The 20,099-nt window shown below is 40.8% G+C and carries 10 protein-coding genes and 1 pseudogene; 5 read left to right on the top strand and 6 right to left on the bottom strand.

Features of this window, described 5'->3' with window-relative positions:
* Positions 1–4 precede the first annotated feature (4 nt).
* Together H148_RS0110955 and H148_RS17745 are read right to left on the bottom strand one after the other, a co-directional pair.
* The gene (locus tag H148_RS0110955; protein WP_029034838.1) at positions 5–1,057 is read right to left on the bottom strand and encodes an NAD(P)-dependent alcohol dehydrogenase; all 1,053 of its coding nucleotides are present in this window, start codon (positions 1,055–1,057) and stop codon (positions 5–7) included.
* Positions 1,058–1,114: 57 nt separating this feature from the next.
* Positions 1,115–1,992 (bottom strand): annotated as a pseudogene (locus H148_RS17745) (AraC family transcriptional regulator).
* Positions 1,993–2,212: 220 nt separating this feature from the next.
* On the opposite strand from H148_RS17745, the gene H148_RS0110945 reads away from it, so the two are divergent.
* A complete protein-coding gene (locus H148_RS0110945) occupies positions 2,213–2,800 on the top strand; it encodes a T9SS type A sorting domain-containing protein (RefSeq protein ID WP_156877244.1) in 588 nt (195 codons plus the stop codon).
* 73 nt (positions 2,801–2,873) lie between these two features.
* Here H148_RS0110945 and glgB read toward each other — a convergent pair whose 3' ends face one another.
* From glgB to H148_RS0110930, 3 genes are read right to left on the bottom strand one after another with little or no spacing between them, the layout of a single operon-like run.
* Positions 2,874–5,714: a 1,4-alpha-glucan branching protein GlgB gene (gene glgB, locus H148_RS17740; protein WP_342663251.1), complete on the bottom strand. Its 2,841-nt coding sequence runs from the start codon at positions 5,712–5,714 to the stop codon at positions 2,874–2,876.
* 3 nt (positions 5,715–5,717) lie between these two features.
* Positions 5,718–9,017: a maltose alpha-D-glucosyltransferase gene (treS, locus tag H148_RS0110935; RefSeq protein ID WP_029034836.1), complete on the bottom strand. Its 3,300-nt coding sequence runs from the start codon at positions 9,015–9,017 to the stop codon at positions 5,718–5,720.
* Positions 9,018–9,030: 13 nt separating this feature from the next.
* Entirely contained in the window at positions 9,031–11,010 is a 1,980-nt protein-coding gene (locus tag H148_RS0110930) for an alpha-1,4-glucan--maltose-1-phosphate maltosyltransferase (protein ID WP_029034835.1), read from the bottom strand.
* 192 nt (positions 11,011–11,202) lie between these two features.
* Between H148_RS0110930 and treZ the strand changes: the two genes are divergently transcribed.
* The 4 genes from treZ to malQ all read left to right on the top strand — a co-directional run bounded on the left by treZ (position 11,203) and on the right by malQ (position 19,658).
* Complete coding sequence (treZ, locus tag H148_RS0110925; RefSeq protein ID WP_029034834.1) at positions 11,203–13,023, top strand: malto-oligosyltrehalose trehalohydrolase; 1,821 nt, start codon at positions 11,203–11,205, stop codon at positions 13,021–13,023.
* A gap of 68 nt (positions 13,024–13,091) precedes the next feature.
* Positions 13,092–15,518 carry a DUF3536 domain-containing protein gene (locus H148_RS0110920; RefSeq protein WP_029034833.1) on the top strand — a complete coding sequence of 809 codons (2,427 nt, stop codon included), beginning with the start codon at positions 13,092–13,094 and terminating at the stop codon, positions 15,516–15,518.
* Positions 15,515–18,151: a malto-oligosyltrehalose synthase gene (treY, locus tag H148_RS0110915; protein ID WP_029034832.1), complete on the top strand. Its 2,637-nt coding sequence runs from the start codon at positions 15,515–15,517 to the stop codon at positions 18,149–18,151. The genes H148_RS0110920 and treY overlap by 4 nt, the downstream gene beginning before the upstream one ends.
* 1 nt (position 18,152) lies before the next feature.
* Positions 18,153–19,658, top strand: a complete 1,506-nt coding sequence (gene malQ, locus H148_RS0110910; RefSeq protein ID WP_029034831.1) for a 4-alpha-glucanotransferase — start codon at positions 18,153–18,155, stop codon at positions 19,656–19,658.
* A gap of 89 nt (positions 19,659–19,747) precedes the next feature.
* Here malQ and H148_RS0110905 read toward each other — a convergent pair whose 3' ends face one another.
* Positions 19,748–20,068, bottom strand: a complete 321-nt coding sequence (locus H148_RS0110905) for a four-helix bundle copper-binding protein (protein WP_029034830.1) — start codon at positions 20,066–20,068, stop codon at positions 19,748–19,750.
* Positions 20,069–20,099: the final 31 nt, after the last annotated feature.

Raw genomic sequence — 20,099 nt, 5'->3', positions numbered from 1 at the left:
AATTTTAGTTTTTTAGTGATTTCATATCTATTACGAACCGGTAGCGCACATCTGCGCTTAAAGTCCTCTCGTACGCTTCGTTTATTTGATCAATATTGATCATTTCAACTTCTGATACTATGCCATGTTCTGCACAGTAATCCAGCATTTCCTGAGTTTCTTTAATTCCTCCCACCAGAGAGCCTACAAGGCTTCTTCTTTTCATGATCAATTGTCCCGCCTGCACATCTGAAGGTTTTGGAGGTATCCCAAGCAATACCATAACTCCATCTGTTTTCAGGAGGTTGAGATATTGGTTGTAATCGTGTTGTGCCGAAACTGTGTTGATGATAAGGTTGAAACGCCCGGCCATCTTTTTCATGTTTTCCTCATTAGTGGTAAGTTCAAAATGGGCAGCGCCTAATTCATTCGCATCCTGTTCCTTTTCGGGAGAACGGCTTAACATGGTAACTTCGGCCCCCATGGAGGAAGCGAGTTTTACTGCCATATGCCCTAATCCTCCTAATCCAACTACGGCTACTTTATCTCCCTTCTTCACGTTCCACCGGCGAAGCGGAGAATAGGTTGTTATACCGGCACACAAAAGTGGTGCTACGGCCTCAAGAGGTAGTTTATCTGAAATTTTCAGAACAAAATCTTCCTTCACAACAATATGAGTGGAATACCCGCCATAGGTGTGAACCTTCTTATCTAATGGGGAAGGGGAATTATATGTGGCTGTAGGTCCGTTAAGGCAATACTGTTCAAGGTCTTCTTCACAATTCTCACAGTGACCACAGGAATCAACAAAGCAACCTACTCCCACCGTGTCACCTTCCTTGTATCGTGTCATTTCATTTCCAACTCTTGTAACTTTTCCCACGATCTCATGTCCCGGAATGCAGGGATATTTAGTTCCACCCCATTCGTTACGGGCAGTGTGAATGTCGGAATGGCAAACTCCACAGTATAGAATTTCAATTTCCACATCCAGAGGTCCGGGTTCATTCCTGTTTATTTTATACGGAGCCAAATCTTTATCTGAAGCTTCGGCTGCGTATGCCTTAATGTCTTTCATGTATTCTTTTTTTAGGCTATTGAAGATACGGCTTTAACAAAGAAACTTCAGCCTAAATCAGGTTAAAACTACCTTAAGTTCATTCCGGTACACGGAAGGGGATTTTCCAGTAAACTTTTTAAACTGCTTATTGAAGTGGCTAAAATTATTGAAACCACTCTCAAAACAGACATCAGTAATACTTATTTGTTTCTCATGCAGTAGTTTGGCAGCATGTACAAGACGATATTCATTTACAAACTGGATAAAAGTCTTTCCGGAAGTCTTCCTGAAATACCTGCAAAAAGCCGGTACAGTCATACTCACCATGTCCGCAACTTCTTCCAGATTTATAGACCTTTGAAATTCGTTCTTTACAAAATTGAATACAAGATTTACCCTTTGATTGTCCTGAAGTCCTGTCTCTAAAATAAAACCTTGTGCGTTTAGTACCGAATAATCTCTTGAGCTTTCCAGTAACCTGAAAATTCCAACAGACCCACGAGGCGTTCGAACGTATCTTTTTCTTCAAGAGACTCAATTCTTTCTCCAATAACTTGTTTTGATTCTCCGGAATATACTATTCCCATTTTTGCCCTTTCAAAAAGTGCTTTAATGTTCTTCATTTCGGGAATGTCAAAGAATCGGGCTCCCAGAAAGTTGGGGTTTAATTGGATAACAGTTTCTCTGTCATGTCCTGAAAGCCCTTCGGTAAAGCCACAATGTGGAAGATTTGATCCTATTAGAAGAAGGTCACCAGTGCGGTAGTAGGAAATATGACTTCCAATTTGTCTTTTTCCAGAGCCTCCATTCACATATACTAATTCGATCTCCGGGTGATAATGCCAGAAAGTATGATTTTTATTTTGATGATCCTTGTTGTAGGTTCTATAAGAGAAAGAGCTGCCAAAAACTGGCTCAACTCTCTCAAGTTCCGGTTTTATGGATTTTTTCATTAAAAGCTGTTTATTGTGTGTATAATGTAACGTTTAGTTATTTGCCTTACTTCATCTAAATTAACTCTATTATGTTCATTATTAACTTATATATAAAATCATATAATCAATAGAAATCAATATTAAACATATTTGTGTCAATTCTCAACTGTTTTTAGATCTAAATTCATCCTAAGTTTGTTTCATAATTATCACAGTATTAACCAAAAAAATGAAAATTATGAAAAAGCTTAAAAACATTTCAGTAGTTGCCTTTTTCCTGGCCTGTCTTTCTGCAGGTGCAATGGAAGTAGAAAAGGATGGTGTCAGCTTGAATGGCGGTCAAACTTTGGTGGTTGAACTGGCAAAAGTAAGCCAGGGAACTTTAATTTCTTTTGAGGATCAAGAGGGAGAAATTTTATTTAAGGATAATCTACTTATGAATGGAGATTACTCCCGGACCTTTTATCTCGAAATGATCCCAAATGGTATATACTTTTTAAAAGTGGACAAGAAATTTGCCACAAGGGTATGGAAGATATCTAAATCTTCAGAAGGGATTGATATATTAGGTAATTCTTCAATACTAAGTTTTAAACCTCAGTTCCGGCTACAGGAGAAACTGGTAAAAGTTTTTATGAGCAATCCTGCAAAAAATAGTGTTGACCTCATGGTGGAAGACAGAAATGGTGAACTGCTTGTCAATCTTAGAGATAGTAAAGATGTATTCAGCAAAACATTGGATTTCTCTAAGTTGCCGGCAGGTGAGTATTTCGTCACAGTCTTAAAAGGAAACGAAAAATTTAAAGAAAAAGTAGTAATTAATTAAGGATCAATAACTACTTAAAGAAGGCTGCCCCGGAATTTTCCGGGGCAGTTCTTATTTATATTTTACCGTCCTCTCATGATTTTTTAAGATAGACTACTCCCAGTGGTGGCAGTGTCAAAGATATAGAATGATCCTGCCTGTGTGCCGGCAATTCCTGACTCTCGATCTTATCCTGATTTTTGACATTGCTACCCCCAAACCTGGCGTCATCACTATTGAATATCTCCTTCCATTTTCCTGCTTTCTCGACTCCAACTCTGTAGTTTTCTCTTGGGACAGGTGTAAAGTTGCAGATTACCAAAATGTTGTCCTTAGAATCCTCTCCTTTTCTCAAAAAGCTGATAATACTATTCTCCTCATCATTGATATCCACCCATTCAAAACCTTCCTGGGAGAAGGCTTTTTCGTAAAAAGCAGGCTCCTTTTTATAAAGCTTATTCAACTCTTTAAAGGTTTCCTGAATTTGACGGTGAGGTTCTTCATTGGTCAAATGCCATTCAAGGCTCCCATCATGGTTCCATTCTGAAGGTTGCCCGAATTCAGCTCCCATAAAGAGCAGTTTTGTTCCGGGATGGGCGTACATATATGCATAAAGGGTACGCAGGTTGGCGAACTTATTCCAGCTGTCCCCCGGCATTTTATTCAGAATAGATTGTTTTCCATAAACTACCTCATCATGGGATAAAGGGAGCATGAAGTTTTCTGAAAAGGCGTAATTTGAGCTAAAAGTGATGGTATTTTGGTGATATCTCCGGTTAATAGGGTCTTCACTGAAGTACTTTAAAGTATCATGCATCCAGCCCATCATCCATTTCTGACCAAATCCAAGACCACCAATGTATGTTGGTTTTGACACCATTGGCCATGCTGTAGATTCTTCGGCTATGGTGACCACATCGGGATATTCTTTGTACACCACTTCATTAAATTCCTTAAGCAGACTAATGGCCTCCAGGTTTTCCCTGCCACCAAATTCATTTGGTTCCCATTCACCTTCTTTCCTGGAATAATCCAGGTAGAGCATTGAGGCTACGGCATCAACTCTCAATCCATCGGCATGGAACTTGTCCAGCCAAAAAAGAGCATTACTAATCAGAAATGACCGTACTTCATTCCTGCCGTAGTTAAAAATGTAGCTCTGCCAGTCGGGATGGAAACCTTTTCTTGGATCGGCATGTTCATAAAGATAGGTTCCGTCGAAATAATGTATTCCGTGAAGATCTGAAGGGAAGTGGGAAGGAACCCAATCCAGGATCACACCTATACCGGCCTGGTGCAGACTGTCAATAAGCTGCATAAACTCCTGTGGAGTACCAAAACGACTTGATGGGGCGAAATATCCTGTGATCTGGTAACCCCAGGAACCAAAGAATGGGTGCTCCATCACCGGCATAAACTCTACGTGAGTAAAACCTAACTCCTTTAGATACTTCGGTAATTGTTCGGCTAACTCCAGGTAGCTAAGGGAGCGAAAATTATCTTCGGGAACCCTTCTCCAGGATCCTAAATGTATTTCATAAACCGACATTGGCTGGGGCTTTCCTTCCTTCTTTTGCCTGTCCTTCATCCAGGATTTATCTTTCCAGGTATTCTCAAGGTCCCAAACTACAGATGCTGTATTTGGAGGTGTTTCCCATTGAAAAGCAAAAGGATCACCTTTTTCGGCTTCGTAGCCGTTGTTAGACTTTATAAAATACTTATATAAACTGCCTTTTTTGGCACCGGGGATAAACACTTCCCAAATACCGGAATTGTCCCAGCGGGCATTCATAGGATGTGCCTGACGGTCCCAATTACTGAAATCCCCAATAACCGAAATACTTTCAGCGTTAGGTGCCCATACCGCGAAGTAAACTCCTTCTGTCCCCATATATTCCATAAGGTGGGAACCTAGTTTGTTATATAAATGATAATGCTTTCCTTCACGAAATAAATGCACATCAAATTCGGTTAATAAAGTCGCCTCTACAGGTTTATCTGAAGATGATTTCTGTTCTTCTTTTTTATTTGTAGTGAAGTCTTCTACTGTCTCTTTTGCTTTTTGTGCTGCCGCAGTTACTTCTTCTTTGTCTGGCAGCATTTCCTCTACCTTTTTCTTAGCTTTTTCAGCTGCCGGAATGATTTTCTCGGCAAGACTTCCTGCTGCTGCTTTTAGATCCTCGGGATCTGGGATGAGGTCTTTAGCCTTTCTTTCAAGGTCTTTTTTTGTTCCTTCTGATGGCGTTGCCTTTTTCTTAAGGTTATCTGCAGTTTCTTTTGCTGCATTCTTAAGGTCTTCGGAAGGGGAAGTATTTGGCAACTTCATTTTTTCCTCGGCACTAATTCCCGGAACTTTTTTTGTTCGGGACATCTTTTTAGCCGGTTTTCTTTCTGTTGTTTTTTCTTCAGAAATGTTCTTTTTTGTTGCGGTTTTCTTTTTTGCAGCTGTTCCTGAAGTTTTTCGGGTGCCGGTTTTCTTTTCCGGACTCTCTTCAGGGGTAGTAGTAACCTTAGTTGCAGGTGCTGCAACATCCGGCACTTGTTCATCTGTCAAAGGCTTCTGGAATTTAGCCGGTTTAGTAGGAGTGTCTCCTTTTTTCTTTCCTGAAGTTGTCTTCTTTGCAGAACTTTTTGGTTTAGGTTTTGCTGCACTGTCAGCTTCAGGCATTTTAGCTTTCGGCAACCCAGCTTTCAATTTCGTAGGCTTCTTCACTTTTTCTTCTGAAGAACCTGCTTTTCCTGCAGCCTTTTCTGAAGTAGACTTTTTGGCTTCAGTTTTTTTCGGAGTCTTTTTTCCGACACCTTTAGGTCCTTTTACTTCTCCAGATTCTTCAGCAGAAGTTTTTCCTTTATCCACAGGACCTTTGGGAGCCTTCCCGGTTCCTGAAACATTTTTATCTATATCTTTTTTATTGTTGTTCTCTTTCTTAGCCATAATTTATTTTTTAATGCATGATTTAATTCCCCGTAGTGGGATCAAGACCCAATCTGGACGGTTATTTAATTCATAATTCATTTCGTAGATCGCCTTTTCAAGCAGGAATACCTGCATAAGGATCTCTGTATCTTCCTTATCTGGTGGAATAAAATCGTTGTTCCCAACATGATCGTAATATCCTTTGAGGAACATTTGCGTCACCAGGTAATACCAGTTTTCTGCCCAGGTATCCAGTTCACCTTCTTTGTTATGATCTGCTATTTCAGATTCAAGAATGCTTCCAAAGGCGGCATAGTGGAAGGAACGAACCATTCCAGCCACATCGCGCAGAGGAGATCTCTTTAATCTTCTCTCACTAAATGATCTGGCAGGTTCTCCTTCAAAATCTATGATTACAAAGTCTTTTCCCGTCCATAAAACCTGCCCCAGGTGATAATCTCCATGGGTTCGTATTTTCATGATTGGGATTTTGTGGTCGTAGACTTTTTTAAAGGTGTTTAAGACTTCTCCTTTCATATCCAACACTTCCCTGGCTTCTTCCTGAATATGTTTCGGAAGGGTTTTAATGCTTTTCTGAAGATTTTGGAAAGCATTCCTTGTTAAGGATTGCAGAGACGAGAATAGTGATCTCTGATAATGCAGGGAAAATGGTTCGGGTTCGAAATCTGTTTCCTGCGGGTTAGCCGCCAGTGCCCTGTGCATCTCGGCTGTTCTTTGCCCCAGTAGGAACATTCTCTCCGGAAATACAGCCCCCATCAATTCCTTCATATTTTCAGGAAGATCCTGATAGGAAAGTGGTGCGAGCGTATGCTCTACCGGTTCAAACTCGGCATCTTTAGGTAGCGTTAGCACCCTGTCAAAAAAGCGGTTTAGAGCGTCTTTTGTGTAATCCCATGCGTCACCCTGATTCGGAATAAGATCCTGCATCATCCCTAACACAATAATGTTTTTGGCATCGGGCTTATATTCAATAGCACCCACAAAACGCGGAGAATTTTTGTATTCAGTCTTTTCAGTAAGATACCTTGTGATCTCAAGATCGGGATTGATAGTATTATCCAGTTTACGATATAGCTTCAGGAAATACCTGTTGTCGAAAATAAGAGAAGTGTTACTTTGCTCCGCATTAAGGATTTTTGAATGTAACTTTTCTGCTTCGGCCTCAAAATTGTCTTCACTGTGATAGAATACAAGATTTGCACGACCGCTGTTAATTTTCCTACCTTTTTTAATGTTCCTGAAGAGCACATTTCTAAAACTTTCACTGTAAACAGCATCGAATAAGTATCCTTCTTCATCTCCCACCTGCAGTTTGGCAATTATACCTTTTCCGGGAACTTCCTTGTACTCTTCGTCCATTTTTGGACTTACAAATCCCAGGGGAAGCTGGTATACTTCCGGTAGACCATCATTATAGCTTACTTCAATAGTTATTAACGTGGAAGGAATATCCTGAACAGGAATATCTACTTTATTAATAACAGTTATGTTCTGGATCACTCTTGATTTCCCACCAAACCAACGGCAGGAGTTAAGATATTCCGGCAGGATATCATGTTCAAATTTTGATTTGATCTTGTTTTGTAAAAGCTGTGCCCATTCATCAATTTTTAGAACAGGTGTTTCAGATTTTGCAATATGACCTTCTTCTTTTTCAAGCTTGAACCAGTAGTAACCATGAGGTGCCATGGTAAACAAATAAGGATGCTCTGTGATCCTGGGGAATTTGTTATGGCTAAACACTTCTATAGGAATGTAGTCCTCGTACGCTTCCAGATCTAGCTCGGCTGCCTGTGGAAAACGTGAAAGATTTCCAAGTACCAAAATATCTTCATCTTCAAAAGTTCTTGTATAGGCAATAATTTTTGCGTTGCTGGGTGAGAGGAAATTGATATCTCCGCGCCCAAAAGCTTTATACTTTTTCCTCATGCTAATGATCCTTTTCATCCACCATAGGAGGGAAGAAGAATTCATTTGCTCGGTCTCCACATTTATTGATTCATACTTATAAGAAGGATCAATAATTACAGGAAGATAAAGCTTGTGTGGGTTCGCATGAGAGAACCCTGCATTACGATCTGATGACCATTGCATTGGTGTCCTTACTCCATCCCGGTCTCCCAGATAGAAATTGTCACCCATTCCTATCTCATCTCCATAATATATTACCGGAGTTCCAGGTAACGAGAATAGCAACACGTTCATCAGCTCGATCTTGCTACGGTTGTTATCTAACAGGGGAGCTAATCGGTGCCGTATACCCACATTGATCTTTGCCTGTGGATCTTTCGTGTATACTTTGTACATGTAATCCCGTTCCTCATCGGTCACCATTTCGAGGGTAAGTTCGTCGTGGTTACGAAGGAAAATTGCCCACTGGCAATTTTCAGGAATTTCGGGGGTTTGGTCAATAATATCCATAATTGGGTATCTATCTTCCATTTTAACCGACATAAACATTCGCGGCATAATTGGAAAGTGATAATTCATGTGACATTCATCACCTTCGCCAAAATATGCTGCTGAATCTTCCGGCCACATATTTGCTTCAGCAAGTAGAAGTTTGTTTTCATACTTATTGTCTACATGTGTACGGAGTTTCTTCAGAAATTCATGAGTTTCAGGTAGGTTCTCGCAGTTGGTTCCTTCTCTTTCAAAAAGATACGGAACAGCGTCCAGTCGAAAGCCATCTACTCCAAGGTCAAACCAGAAATCCAGTACATCAAGTACTTCCTGCTGTACCTGTAGATTATCAAAGTTAAGATCGGGTTGGTGGCTGAAGAAACGGTGCCAGAAATATTGTTTTGCCACTGGATCCCAGGTCCAGTTGGAAGGCTCGGTATCGGTAAAGATAATACGGGTATCTTTATATTTAGTGGGATCATCGGTCCACACATAATAATCTCTTTCCGGTGAACCTATCGGCGCGTTTCGGGCCCGCTGGAACCACGGGTGTTGATCGGATGTGTGATTGATGACCAACTCTGTGATAATTTTTAATCCGCGTTTATGGGCTTCTTCAATTAACTTTTTGAAAATATCGAGATCTCCATAGGAGGGATTTATGCTGTAATAATCGGCAATATCATATCCGTCATCTTTAAGAGGAGAAGGGTAGAAGGGAAGCAACCATATGGCATTGACTCCCAGGTCTTCCAAATAGTCAAGCTTCTGTAGCAGACCTTCAAAGTCTCCTATTCCGTCTCCATTACTATCAAAGAACGCTTTGATGTGAAGTTCATAAATAATAGCATCTTTATACCAGGTTTCCTGATCGCTCGCTTGCAGTGGTTTGATCATTTGTTTTATCTTTTTATTGTATTGGTTTTTTAGTTTCAACTTTTAATATATGTGCGGGGATTGCCCGGGGATGCAGTTCGACGTAATTCCATTCGTTCTGCCATATATAGCTCGCACCGGTTAGAAGATCCTTGACGGAATACGAATCGCCATCTTCGATCTTAAGCCTTTTTAAAGGAACACTTACCCAACCGGACTGAGTATTATTTGGATCAAGATTCACAACGATGATCAGCTTATTAGTTTCATCCTGATCAATCTTGGAATAACATATTATCTGATCGTTATCTGTATCACAGAATTCGATATTCCAGGTAGTTTGCAGTGCTGCATTTTCTTTCCTAATCCTGTTGAGAATACTTATCATTTCTTTTGTTCGCGTATTGCGGTGCCAGTCCCAGTGATAGATTTGATATTTCTCTGAATGTATATACTCTTCTTTTCCCGGATAAGGTTCATTAAGATTGAATTCGAATACAGGTCCGTATAATCCATAGTTGGAGGACATAGTGGCTGCCAGAATTAATCTTGTAATGAATGAAGGTTCATCTTTGTGCTCCAGGGAAATAGGAAGAATATCGGGTGTATTTGGCCAAAAATTAGGTCGGTAATACTCTCTGACTTCTGTTTTAGTCAGCTGTGTAAGATATTCCTGAAATTCTTCTTTTGTATTCCTCCAGGTAAAATAGGAGTAGGATTGGTTAAACCCAATCTTTGCCAGTTCCTCCATCACTCTTGGGCGGGTAAAAGCTTCAGCAAGGAAAATAATACCATCGTGCTTTTTATTGATCTCTTTTATGCACCACTCCCAGAATGGAAAAGTTTTGGTGTGTGGATTATCTACTCTAAAAACGTTCACACCTTTATCAATCCAGAACTCTACGATGCTCTTTAATTCCTCCCAAAGATTTTCCCAATCTTCGGTCTCGAAGTTTACCGGCAGTACGTCCTGGTATTTCTTTGGAGGATTTTCAGCATACTGAACTGTGCCGTCGGGGCGCCATTTAAACCATTGCGGGTGTTCCTTTACGTAAGGGTGATCTGGTGCACATTGAATAGCGAAGTCAAGTGCTATCTCAATGTCCATGTCCTTAGCTTTTTTTACAAGGCTGGTAAAGTCTTTCATAGTTCCCAATTCGGGATGAATGGCTTTGTGACCACCTTCTTTGGCTCCAATTGCCCATGGAGATCCTGGATCGCCTTCCTCGGCTTCAGTGGCATTGTTTAGTCCTTTCCGGTGACTTCGGCCTATAGGATGAATCGGTGGAAAATAGATGGTGTCAAATCCCATTTTTGCCACCTCAGGAAGTACATTCTCACAATCCTTAAAGGTTCCGTGCCGGCCTTTTTCAGGAGACGCAGAACGGGGAAAGAATTCGTACCAGGCACTAAAAAGCGCTTTTTTTCTTTCCACTCTTACGTCGAGATTTCTTTCGTAAGGAAAAGCTTTGTTGCGGTCACGGGATTCATACATTGTCCGGGAGGCACCGTCACTTAAGGCTTCAGAAAGGGCTCTTTCCTCGTGCTCTTCGCTTCGTAAAAGCTTAATCCAGTCCTTTAATTTCTTTTTATTTGGAGCAGAGGCACGGGGAAGGGCTTCTTCCATGAGTTCTGCACCTATAAGAAGTTCAACTTTTATATTTTGATTGGCGGCTGCCTTTTTCTCCAGGCCATCCTGCCATGTGCTGAAATGGTCCACCCATGACTCCAGAGTGTATTCGTAATCTCCGGTCTCAGTTAATTTGAAGGTAGAACTCCAATGGTCATTTCCTTCAAAAACCATAGGCTGTTCCTGCCATTTTTTTTCACGGCCCTTACCTTTTTTCTTTTCCCGATACAGGAGGACTGCATCCACCTTGTCATGCCCGTCTCCAAAAATATCAGCTTCAACTGTTATTTCTTCGTCAATTATTCGTTTTATGGGGTACTTTCCGCAGTCAATTTGGGGTTTTACGTTTCTAATACTAACTCGCTTATGACCATCAATTTTCATATGTATTGTTTAAAGATAATAGGTTGATTAATTTCCTGAAATGCCAGTGATTTCAGGTCTTCGTGCATTCTAAAACACTTAAATTTAGGCAAGTAATAGCACACCCTTAGTTAAAAAAGTATTAAACATTAAATCTTCCGTTTTATCCTTCTTAGCTTTGAGAGTATTTGAAAATTCAGGAAGAAAGATTTTATGGGAAAGAAAATTGGTGCGGTATATATAGGACATAAAAAAGTTGAATTTTGCGTATGGGCACCTTTTGCCAAATCTCTTGAAGTTGTTTTGAAGAATACCCAAAAGGCGATTGCACTTACTAAAGACGATCAGGGTTATTGGAGCAAATCCATCAACGATGTTGAGTCGGGAACGCTCTACAAGTACAGGCTCAATGAACAGGACGAATTTCCGGATCCTGCATCTCTTTCTCAACCAGAGGGAGTCAACTCCTGGTCCCGCGTGGTAGATCATTCCGCTCACTCCTGGAAGGATAATTCCTGGAAAGGCAGAGAGCTGAGCGATATGTATATTTATGAAGTACATGTGGGGACTTTTACTTCTGCAGGGACATTTGAAGCCATAATAGACAAACTTGATCACCTTGAAGAGCTGGGGATCAATACCATAGAATTGATGCCAATATCACAGTTTCCCGGAAAGCGAAACTGGGGCTATGACGGCGTTTATCCCTATGCCGCACAGGATAGTTATGGCGGAGTGAGCGGTCTTAAGAAGCTTATCGACGCCTGTCATGACCGCGGGTTCAGCATCTTGCTTGATGTGGTTTATAACCACCTGGGTCCCGAAGGAAATTATATTTCCCAGTACGGCCCTTATTTCACAGATAAATACCATACTCCGTGGGGCAGCGCAATTAATTTTGATGATGAATATTCCGATTTTGTGAGGCATCACTTTATTCAGAATGCTTTGATGTGGCTGGAAGATTTCCATTTTGACGGCCTGCGACTGGACGCAGTTCATGAAATCATTGACCGGGGAGCAAAGCATTTCCTTAAAGAGTTGAGCGAAAAGACCGATGAACTGGAGGCGAAAACCGGGAAAAAATATGTTCTAATTGCCGAAAGTGATTTAAACGATACAAAACTGATAAAAGATTATTCTGAAGGGGGATTTGGGCTGGAAGGCCAATGGGTAGACGATTTTCACCATTCGCTGCACACCATTCTCACTGGCGAAGATGCGGGATACTATGTCGACTTCGGAAAAATGGAATATCTAGCCAAAGCTTTTAAGCAGGCGTTTATATACGACGGAATATATTCTTCTTTTCGAAAACGTACTGTGGGTAACGATCCTCAGGGGATGACACCTTCCAACTTTGTGATCTGTATCCAGAATCACGACCAGGTGGGAAATCGTTTATTGGGAGAACGAATGGCCGAGCTGGTGAGTTTTGAAAAGCAGAAACTTGCGGCCGCGACCATACTTTCGGCTCCTTTTGTGCCCATGCTCTTTATGGGGGAGGAGTTTGGAGAAAAGAATCGTTTTCAGTATTTTATTAGTCACAACGATCCCGATCTTGTAAAAGCTGTACAGGAAGGGCGGAAAAAAGAATTTGAATATTTCTTCCATTCCCATTCCGATGCGGTTTTTCCCGATCCACAGGCAGAAGAAACATTTAAAAATTCAAAGCTGAACTGGGATTTTAAGCAGGAAGAGCAAAAAAGCCAGATTTTGGGCTTTTACAAAGAATTACTAAAGCTGAAAAAGCAAGGTGCTTTCGATCTTTTTAAGGATCAAAACGTTAATGCAGAAGCCGATGAGGAGAAAAAAATTCTGATAGTTTCAGCCGGGGATGATAATTCAGCTATAACAGGGATCTATAACTTCGGAAGTAGTTCTTATTCAGAAGAAATTTCTGATAAAGATAATCTGCAGGTCCTGATATCTTCCGCAGATAAAAAATGGGGAGGAGAAAAGGAGGTTGAGGACCTCTTGAATTCAGGAAAGATCACAGTTCCGGCCGAAGCAGTACTGATCTTCAGATCATAAAAAAATCCCCATCTAAAATGCCCTTTTTGGAACCTTAGTTTCGTGGGTAAATATTTAAAAAAAAAATTATGAGCAAGAAATATGTATGTGTGCACGGACATTTTTACCAGCCGCCAAGAGAAAATCCATGGTTGAATAAAGTAGAGATGCAGGAATCTGCCTACCCGTACCACGATTGGAATCATAGGATCAACGCAGAATGTTATGTAAGAAATTCGGCTTCCCGAATTCTTGACGAGGACCAGAAGATCCAGGCCATTATGAACAATTATGCCTGGATGAGCTTCAATATTGGTCCAACACTTCTGGGATGGATGGAAAATGAAACTCCTGAAACTTATGAGGCAATCCTTGAAGCAGATAAAATGAGCCAGGAAACTTTTTCAGGACATGGATCTGCGCTGGCACAGGCGTACAATCACCTAATTATGCCTTTGGCAAATGCCCGTGACCAGGAAACTCAGGTTATCTGGGGAATTGAGGATTTTAAATCCCGATATAATCGCATGCCCGAAGGTATGTGGTTGGGAGAAACAGCTGTAAATACAGATGTGTTGGAGGTCCTGGCAAAGCATGGAATAAAATTCACTATTCTTTCGCCGTATCAAGCCAAACAGGTGAGAAAAATAGGCGATAAAGAATGGGAAGATGCATCAGGCGCTAAAGTGAACACACGTCGCGCCTATAAGTGTAAATTGCCTTCGGGAAATGAAATAAGTCTTTTCTTTTACGATGGCCCTGCTTCACAGGCTGTTGCTTTTGAAGGCCTTCTGAATAACGGTCATAGTTTTGCCGAAAGGTTGAAAGGACAGGTTGCCGAGCATGATAAGATGGAATTAGTCCATATAGCGACCGATGGAGAAAGTTACGGGCACCACCATAAGCTGGGGGAAATGGCGCTTTCTTATTGTCTCCACTCTTTAGAAGAGGATGAAGATGTAAACCTTACCATTTATGGGGAATTTCTTGAAAAATTTCCTCCTGAGTATGAGGCGCAGATCATTGAAGATACTTCCTGGAGTTGTTATCATGGAGTTGAACGCTGGCGTAGCGACTGCGGGTGTAACACCGGCGGGAATGGAGATTGGAATCAGGAATGGCGTAAGCCTTTAAGAGAAGCATTTGATGGGGTTCGGGAGAAGCTCATCACTCTTTATGAACAGGAGATGGAGCCGTATAATTCAGATCCCTGGGAAGTAAGAAATAAATATATACAGGTGATCCTTAACCGGGATTCCGGAAATGTAAAGCACTTCTTAACCGAAAATTTTGGTGCAGATCTTTCTGAAGAGGATGAAGTCAAATTGCTCAAACTTCTCGAAATGCAGTACCATACTATGTTGATGTACACCAGTTGTGGCTGGTTCTTCGACGAGGTGAGTGGTATTGAATCCATGCAGGATATTTTTTACGCTCAACGTGCGGTACAGTTGGCCGAAGAAATAAGTGGCGACAGTTATGAGCCCGACTTTGTAGAATCTCTTAAAAAGGTTCCGAGCAATATGCCGGAATATGATTCGGTACATAGGGCTTATGAGCTATATGTAAAACCAACCGAACTAGATATGATAAGGATCGGTGCCCACTACGCGATTTCTTCGATTTTTGAAGAATTCCCGGAAGAAGTGAGTCTTTACAACTTTAGTGCTACCACAAAGGCCAGCCATTATTATGAGGCCGGGAAGCAAAAGTTGATCATTGCCCGTACGGAATTTCGTAGTGATATCACCTGGGAAAAAGTGGATATTTCTTATGCGGTTCTTTATATGGGAGATCATCATATTTTTGGGGGAGTAAGAAAATATATCAATCCCGAAGCACTGGAAGAACTTCACGATAAAATGTCCTTTTATTTCGAAAAGGGAAATATCTACGAGATCTTTAATCTTATGGATACCCATTTTGGAAATCATAACTATTCCTTCTGGCACTTATTCCGTGATGAGCAACACAATATTATGAAACAGGTTATGGAAAATAATCTTAAAGGGGCCGAAGGTGCCATGCAACAGCTGTATGACAATACTTATCCTTTATTAAAGACCTTTCAGGAGATCAATATGAGAGTCCCGTCCAGGCTAAAATTACCTGTGGAGATGGCAGTGAATAACCGTCTTATTAAGGAACTTCGTAAGAAGGATTGCAACTTTAAGAAAATTGAGAACCAGCTTAAGTCGGCAGTATCCATTGATACCAATCTGGATATGGTGACACTTAATTTTCAGGCAGATCGGCGGTTAACTGAAAGAATGTATGAGCTTGAGAAAAATCCATTGGATATAAAGTTGTTGAATAGAGTAAACAATCTCTTGAAAATGCTGAAGGAAACACCGCTAACTCCTGAAAAATGGGAATCTCAAAACATAGCCTTCGGAATCAAAGAAGAACATTATGAGGAAATGCTGGAGCGCAGTGAAGCTGGTGATGATGAGGCAAGCAATTGGATTCAGGCATTTCATAAGCTGGAGGAATCTGTAAATCTCGCCGTGGAATGAAAAATCCAATCTCAACATATCGCGTACAACTCTCTCCTGAATATACTTTTGATGATTTAAACGAGATCCTGGATTATCTGGAAGAACTGGGAATTTCCACTGTATATTCTGCACCTTTTTTCCAGGCCCGAAGGGGTAGTAGTCATGGCTATGATATAATTAATCCTTTTCGGCTCAATAAGGAGATCGGGAGACTGGACATGTTCAGGAAGATTAGCGGCAGACTTAAGCAGAAAAAGATGTCATGGCTGCAGGACATAGTGCCCAACCACATGGCTTTTGATGGTGACAATATCTGGTTGCAGAGCATTTTTGAATTGGGACCTGAATCTGTACACTACAATTTTTTTGATATTGACTGGGAGAAATCTGAAAAGGTTATGGCTCCATTCCTTGGGAGTCCGTTACCCGAAGTTATTAAAAACAAAGAGCTCCAGCTTAAGGTCTCAAAAAAGGGATTTTATTTCAAGTATTTTGATCATGAATATTTAGCTTCTGCGCGTTCTTACGCTACAATTTTGGGATCAAAATTTGGTGCAAAATGGAAAGATAAATTCAAGAATTTTTCCGGAGAAAATGAAGATTGGGAAGAGTTAAAAGAATATTTCCTGCGGGAGTATGATAAGGAACCCGATTTTAGAAATACAGTCGACAATAGGATAGGAGAAATTAATGCTTCTGAAGAAAAGTTGAAGAAAATTCTGGAAGAACAACATTTTTTGCCTTCCCACTGGAAGGAAACGGAAACCAATATCAATTACCGCCGATTCTTCACGATCAATGATCTCATTTGTCTTCGAATGGAAGACAGGGAAGTATTTGAAAGTTACCATCGTTTTATATTACAGCTTTGTGAGGAAGGCTTGATCCATGGTTTACGAATAGATCACATTGACGGGCTTTTAGATCCAAAAGAATACCTGGAGCGACTAAGAGAAAAGCTTGGTGACGACTTTTATATTACGATCGAGAAGATCCTTGAGTGGGATGAAAAACTTCCTGTACACTGGCCTGTGGAGGGAACCAGTGGATATGGTTTTCTTGCTACGGTGAACCAACTGCTTACCGACCCCAATAGCGAAGAAAAATTTTTAAAAGCGTACCAAAAGCTCTACCCAAAACTTACAGATTATCAAGACCTAATATATCGTCAAAAGTTATTTATTCTGGAAGAGAGAATGGGTGGGGAATACAAAAACCTTTGGGAAATGGCCTTGAACCTGGAGCTTTTGGAAAATAAAGATAAGAATAGAGAAGCTTTGGGAGCCTTTTTGGCTGCTTTTCCGGTTTACAGGATATATCCTGAAGAATACCCGCTAAGAAAACGGCAGAAAAAAATCATAGAAACAGCTTTTCAAACAGCTCAAGGTCACAAACCGGAGCTTGAGCAGGAGTTGGAGAAAATTAAAGATACCTTCCTCGGAGAAGCTGACAGAGACCGGGACAATATGCTCCAGTTCCTACAACGATGCCAGCAATTCACCGGGCCGCTGGCTGCCAAGGGTGTGGAAGACACAACCTTTTATATCTTCAACGAATTAATTTCTCACAATGAAGTAGGGGATTCTCCAGAGAATTTTGGGCTTACCATATCAGGATTTCACGAGAGAATGAAATTGCGCCTGGAAGATTTTCCGCTTTCGATTAATGCTACCGCTACCCATGACACCAAGCGCGGGGAAGATGCCCGGATGAGAATTAACGTCTTGAGCGAAATGGGGGAGGATTGGTTTAAAAAAGTAAGTGAATGGCATTTACTTGCAAAGAATTTAAGAAATGACAATTCGGTTCCCAATGCGAATGAAGAATATTTTATTTTCCAGATGTTGATAGGGGCCTGGCCGTATGAAGGTGAGCCGGGAGAAGAGTTCTTCGAAAGATCTACAGCCTACCTGCAAAAGGTGCTGCGTGAAGCCAAGGAAAACTCCTCCTGGGCCGCACCCAATGAACGGTATGAAAACAAGGTTTACGACTTCTTAAAGAATTTATTGGCTTCTGGGGAATTTAAAGATTCGTTTAGGACATTTCATAAAAAAATTTCGGCTTACGGAGCTTTAAAATCCCTTTCCCAATCATTACTGAAAATTACTGCACCCGGTATTCCCGATGTCTACCAGGGAACTGAGCTTTGGGATCTTAGTTATGTTGATCCGGACAATAGGAGGCCTGTAGATTATAAGCTTCGGAAAGATTATTTGGAGCAAATGAAAGCCGTGGCTCCTGAAGAGCTGCAACAGGAGCTTCAAAACCTGAAGCAGACCTATACCTCCGGAAAGATCAAGATGTTCTGTTTGCACCATGCCCTTATTACCCGAAGAGAAATTCCTGAAGTTTTTGAAGAAGGGGAATATATTCCGCTGGAAGTAAAAGGTGAAATGGCAGAAAAAGTTTTGGCTTTTGCCCGAAAAAATAAAGAAAATATAGCCATAGTTGTAGTACCGGTGATGGTGGTTGATCTTTTTACTGAAGATCTTCAGGTAAACCTACAACAAGAACTAAAAATAAACTTACCCGAAAAGCTGAAGGGAACATTCAAAAATGTATTTTCGGGCGAGGAATTTTTTTCCGGAGAAATTGCTATCCGCGATTTATTTAAAGATTTTCCTGTAGCACTTTTAAAACTGAATACTTAATATGAAATTAAAAAGAAGCAGTGGAATTCTTTTACATATAACCTCCTTACCCGGAGAATTTGGAATAGGGGACATGGGTCCCGAAGCCTATAAATTCCTGAATTTTTTAAAAAGATCTGGTCAAACTTACTGGCAAATTCTTCCCTTAAATCCCACAGATGGAATTTATCAACATTCTCCCTACAGCAGCCATTCGGCTTTTGCAGGTAACCCTTTATTGATCAGTCCGAAATTACTGGAAGAAGAAGGATACATCGACCTCAAAGATTTTCCTTTGCCTTCAGGAATGAGCGCTGAAAAAGTCACTTTTGACACTGTACAATTATACAAACAACAAATTTTTGATGCTGCTTTTGAAACTTTCAAAACCGAAAAGATACAGGAGCAGGACTTTAATGAATTTACAGAAACCCATAAGGACTGGCTTGAGAATTATTGTCTTTACCTGGCTCTTCGACATAAATACCACAAAGCGAATTGGCCGGATTGGCCAAAAGAGTTGAGGGATAGGGAGCCGCAGGCTCTTGAGAAAGCAAAAAACGAACTAAAACAGCAAATTGAGCGGGAAAAATTCGTTCAGTTCCTGTTTTTTTCTCAGTGGTCAGGTTTAATGATGGAAGCGCATAGGCAGGGAATCCACATTTTTGGAGATGTACCATTTTACGTAAATCACGACAGTGCCGACTGCTGGGCAAATCCCGAAATTTTTAAACTGGATGGGGAAAAGCAGCCAACACATATTTCGGGCGTACCGCCAGATATGTTTAGTGAAACAGGACAGCTATGGGGAACACCGGTCTACGACTGGAAAGAACTTCAAAAGCAAGACTATCATTGGTGGATTGAACGCCTGCGGCAAAATCTTCTGCTATTTGATGTTGTAAGAATAGATCACTTTAGAGCTTTTGCAGCTTATTGGGAAGTAGAAGCAGGGGAGGAGACTGCGATAAACGGAAAATGGGCTGAAACTCCCGGTATAGATTTTTTTAAAGAAGTTCAAAAGGAGTTTCCAAAAATGCCATTTATTGCTGAAGACCTTGGAGTACTGGATCAACCGGTGTACGATTTGCTGGAAAAATTTAAATTTCCCGGGATGAAAGTATTACAGTTCTCATTTGGAGATACGAACCGGGAGAACCCTTATATTCCTTATAACCACAATTTTAATAGCATTGTTTATACCGGCACACACGACAATAATACAACGAAAGGCTGGTTCAAGGACAGTGGCACCGAAGTGAAGGAGCACCTGGATCTATATACTGGTGAAAAAGTAACAGAAGGAAATGTGCACATAGTATTAGGTCGAATGGCCTTACAGTCTGTAGCTGCTGTAGCGATCTTGCCATTGCAGGATATTGCAGGACTTGGAGGCGAGTCCATAATGAACACGCCCGGTAGTACAAAAGGGAACTGGTCCTGGAGAGTTACCTTTGACGAAATGGAGAAATTAGATGCAAACGAGTTGTTCCGGGAGAGCGAGTTGTATGGACGGATAAAGAAGTAAAAATTCTTTACTAAAATGTCATTTTAGAGTGGTAATCTTTATAAAGTAGATAATAAAAAACCCGGAGGTTAAACCGGGTTATTTTGTTATTATGCTGCAAACTTTTTACAGGCTTCTTCACATTCACGGCAAGCCTTGGCACAATCTTTACAATGCTGAGAATCGTGCTTCTCACATTCTTCTGCACATTCCCTACAAACCTGCTCGCAGTATTTTACTAATCCTGTTACATTGGCATTCTTAACCGTTAGAATATCTGCAAGTGAAGCACAGGCAGAGGCACATACTTTATCTTTTCTTATACATTCTACCATCTTCTTGAGATTGTCCTCATCCAGACAAGCATCTGCGCAATAATTACAATGGTTGATACAGTTCGACAGCTTATTTAAAAATTCCTGATTTCTCATTATAAACGATTTTGGTTAAACTTTTTTTCTA

The sequence above is a fragment of the Salinimicrobium terrae DSM 17865 genome (genome assembly GCF_000424665.1).
GTDB lineage: Bacteria > Bacteroidota > Bacteroidia > Flavobacteriales > Flavobacteriaceae > Salinimicrobium > Salinimicrobium terrae.
Note: the sequence above shows the minus strand (reverse complement) of the source record. Positions and strands in the feature narration are given on the sequence as shown.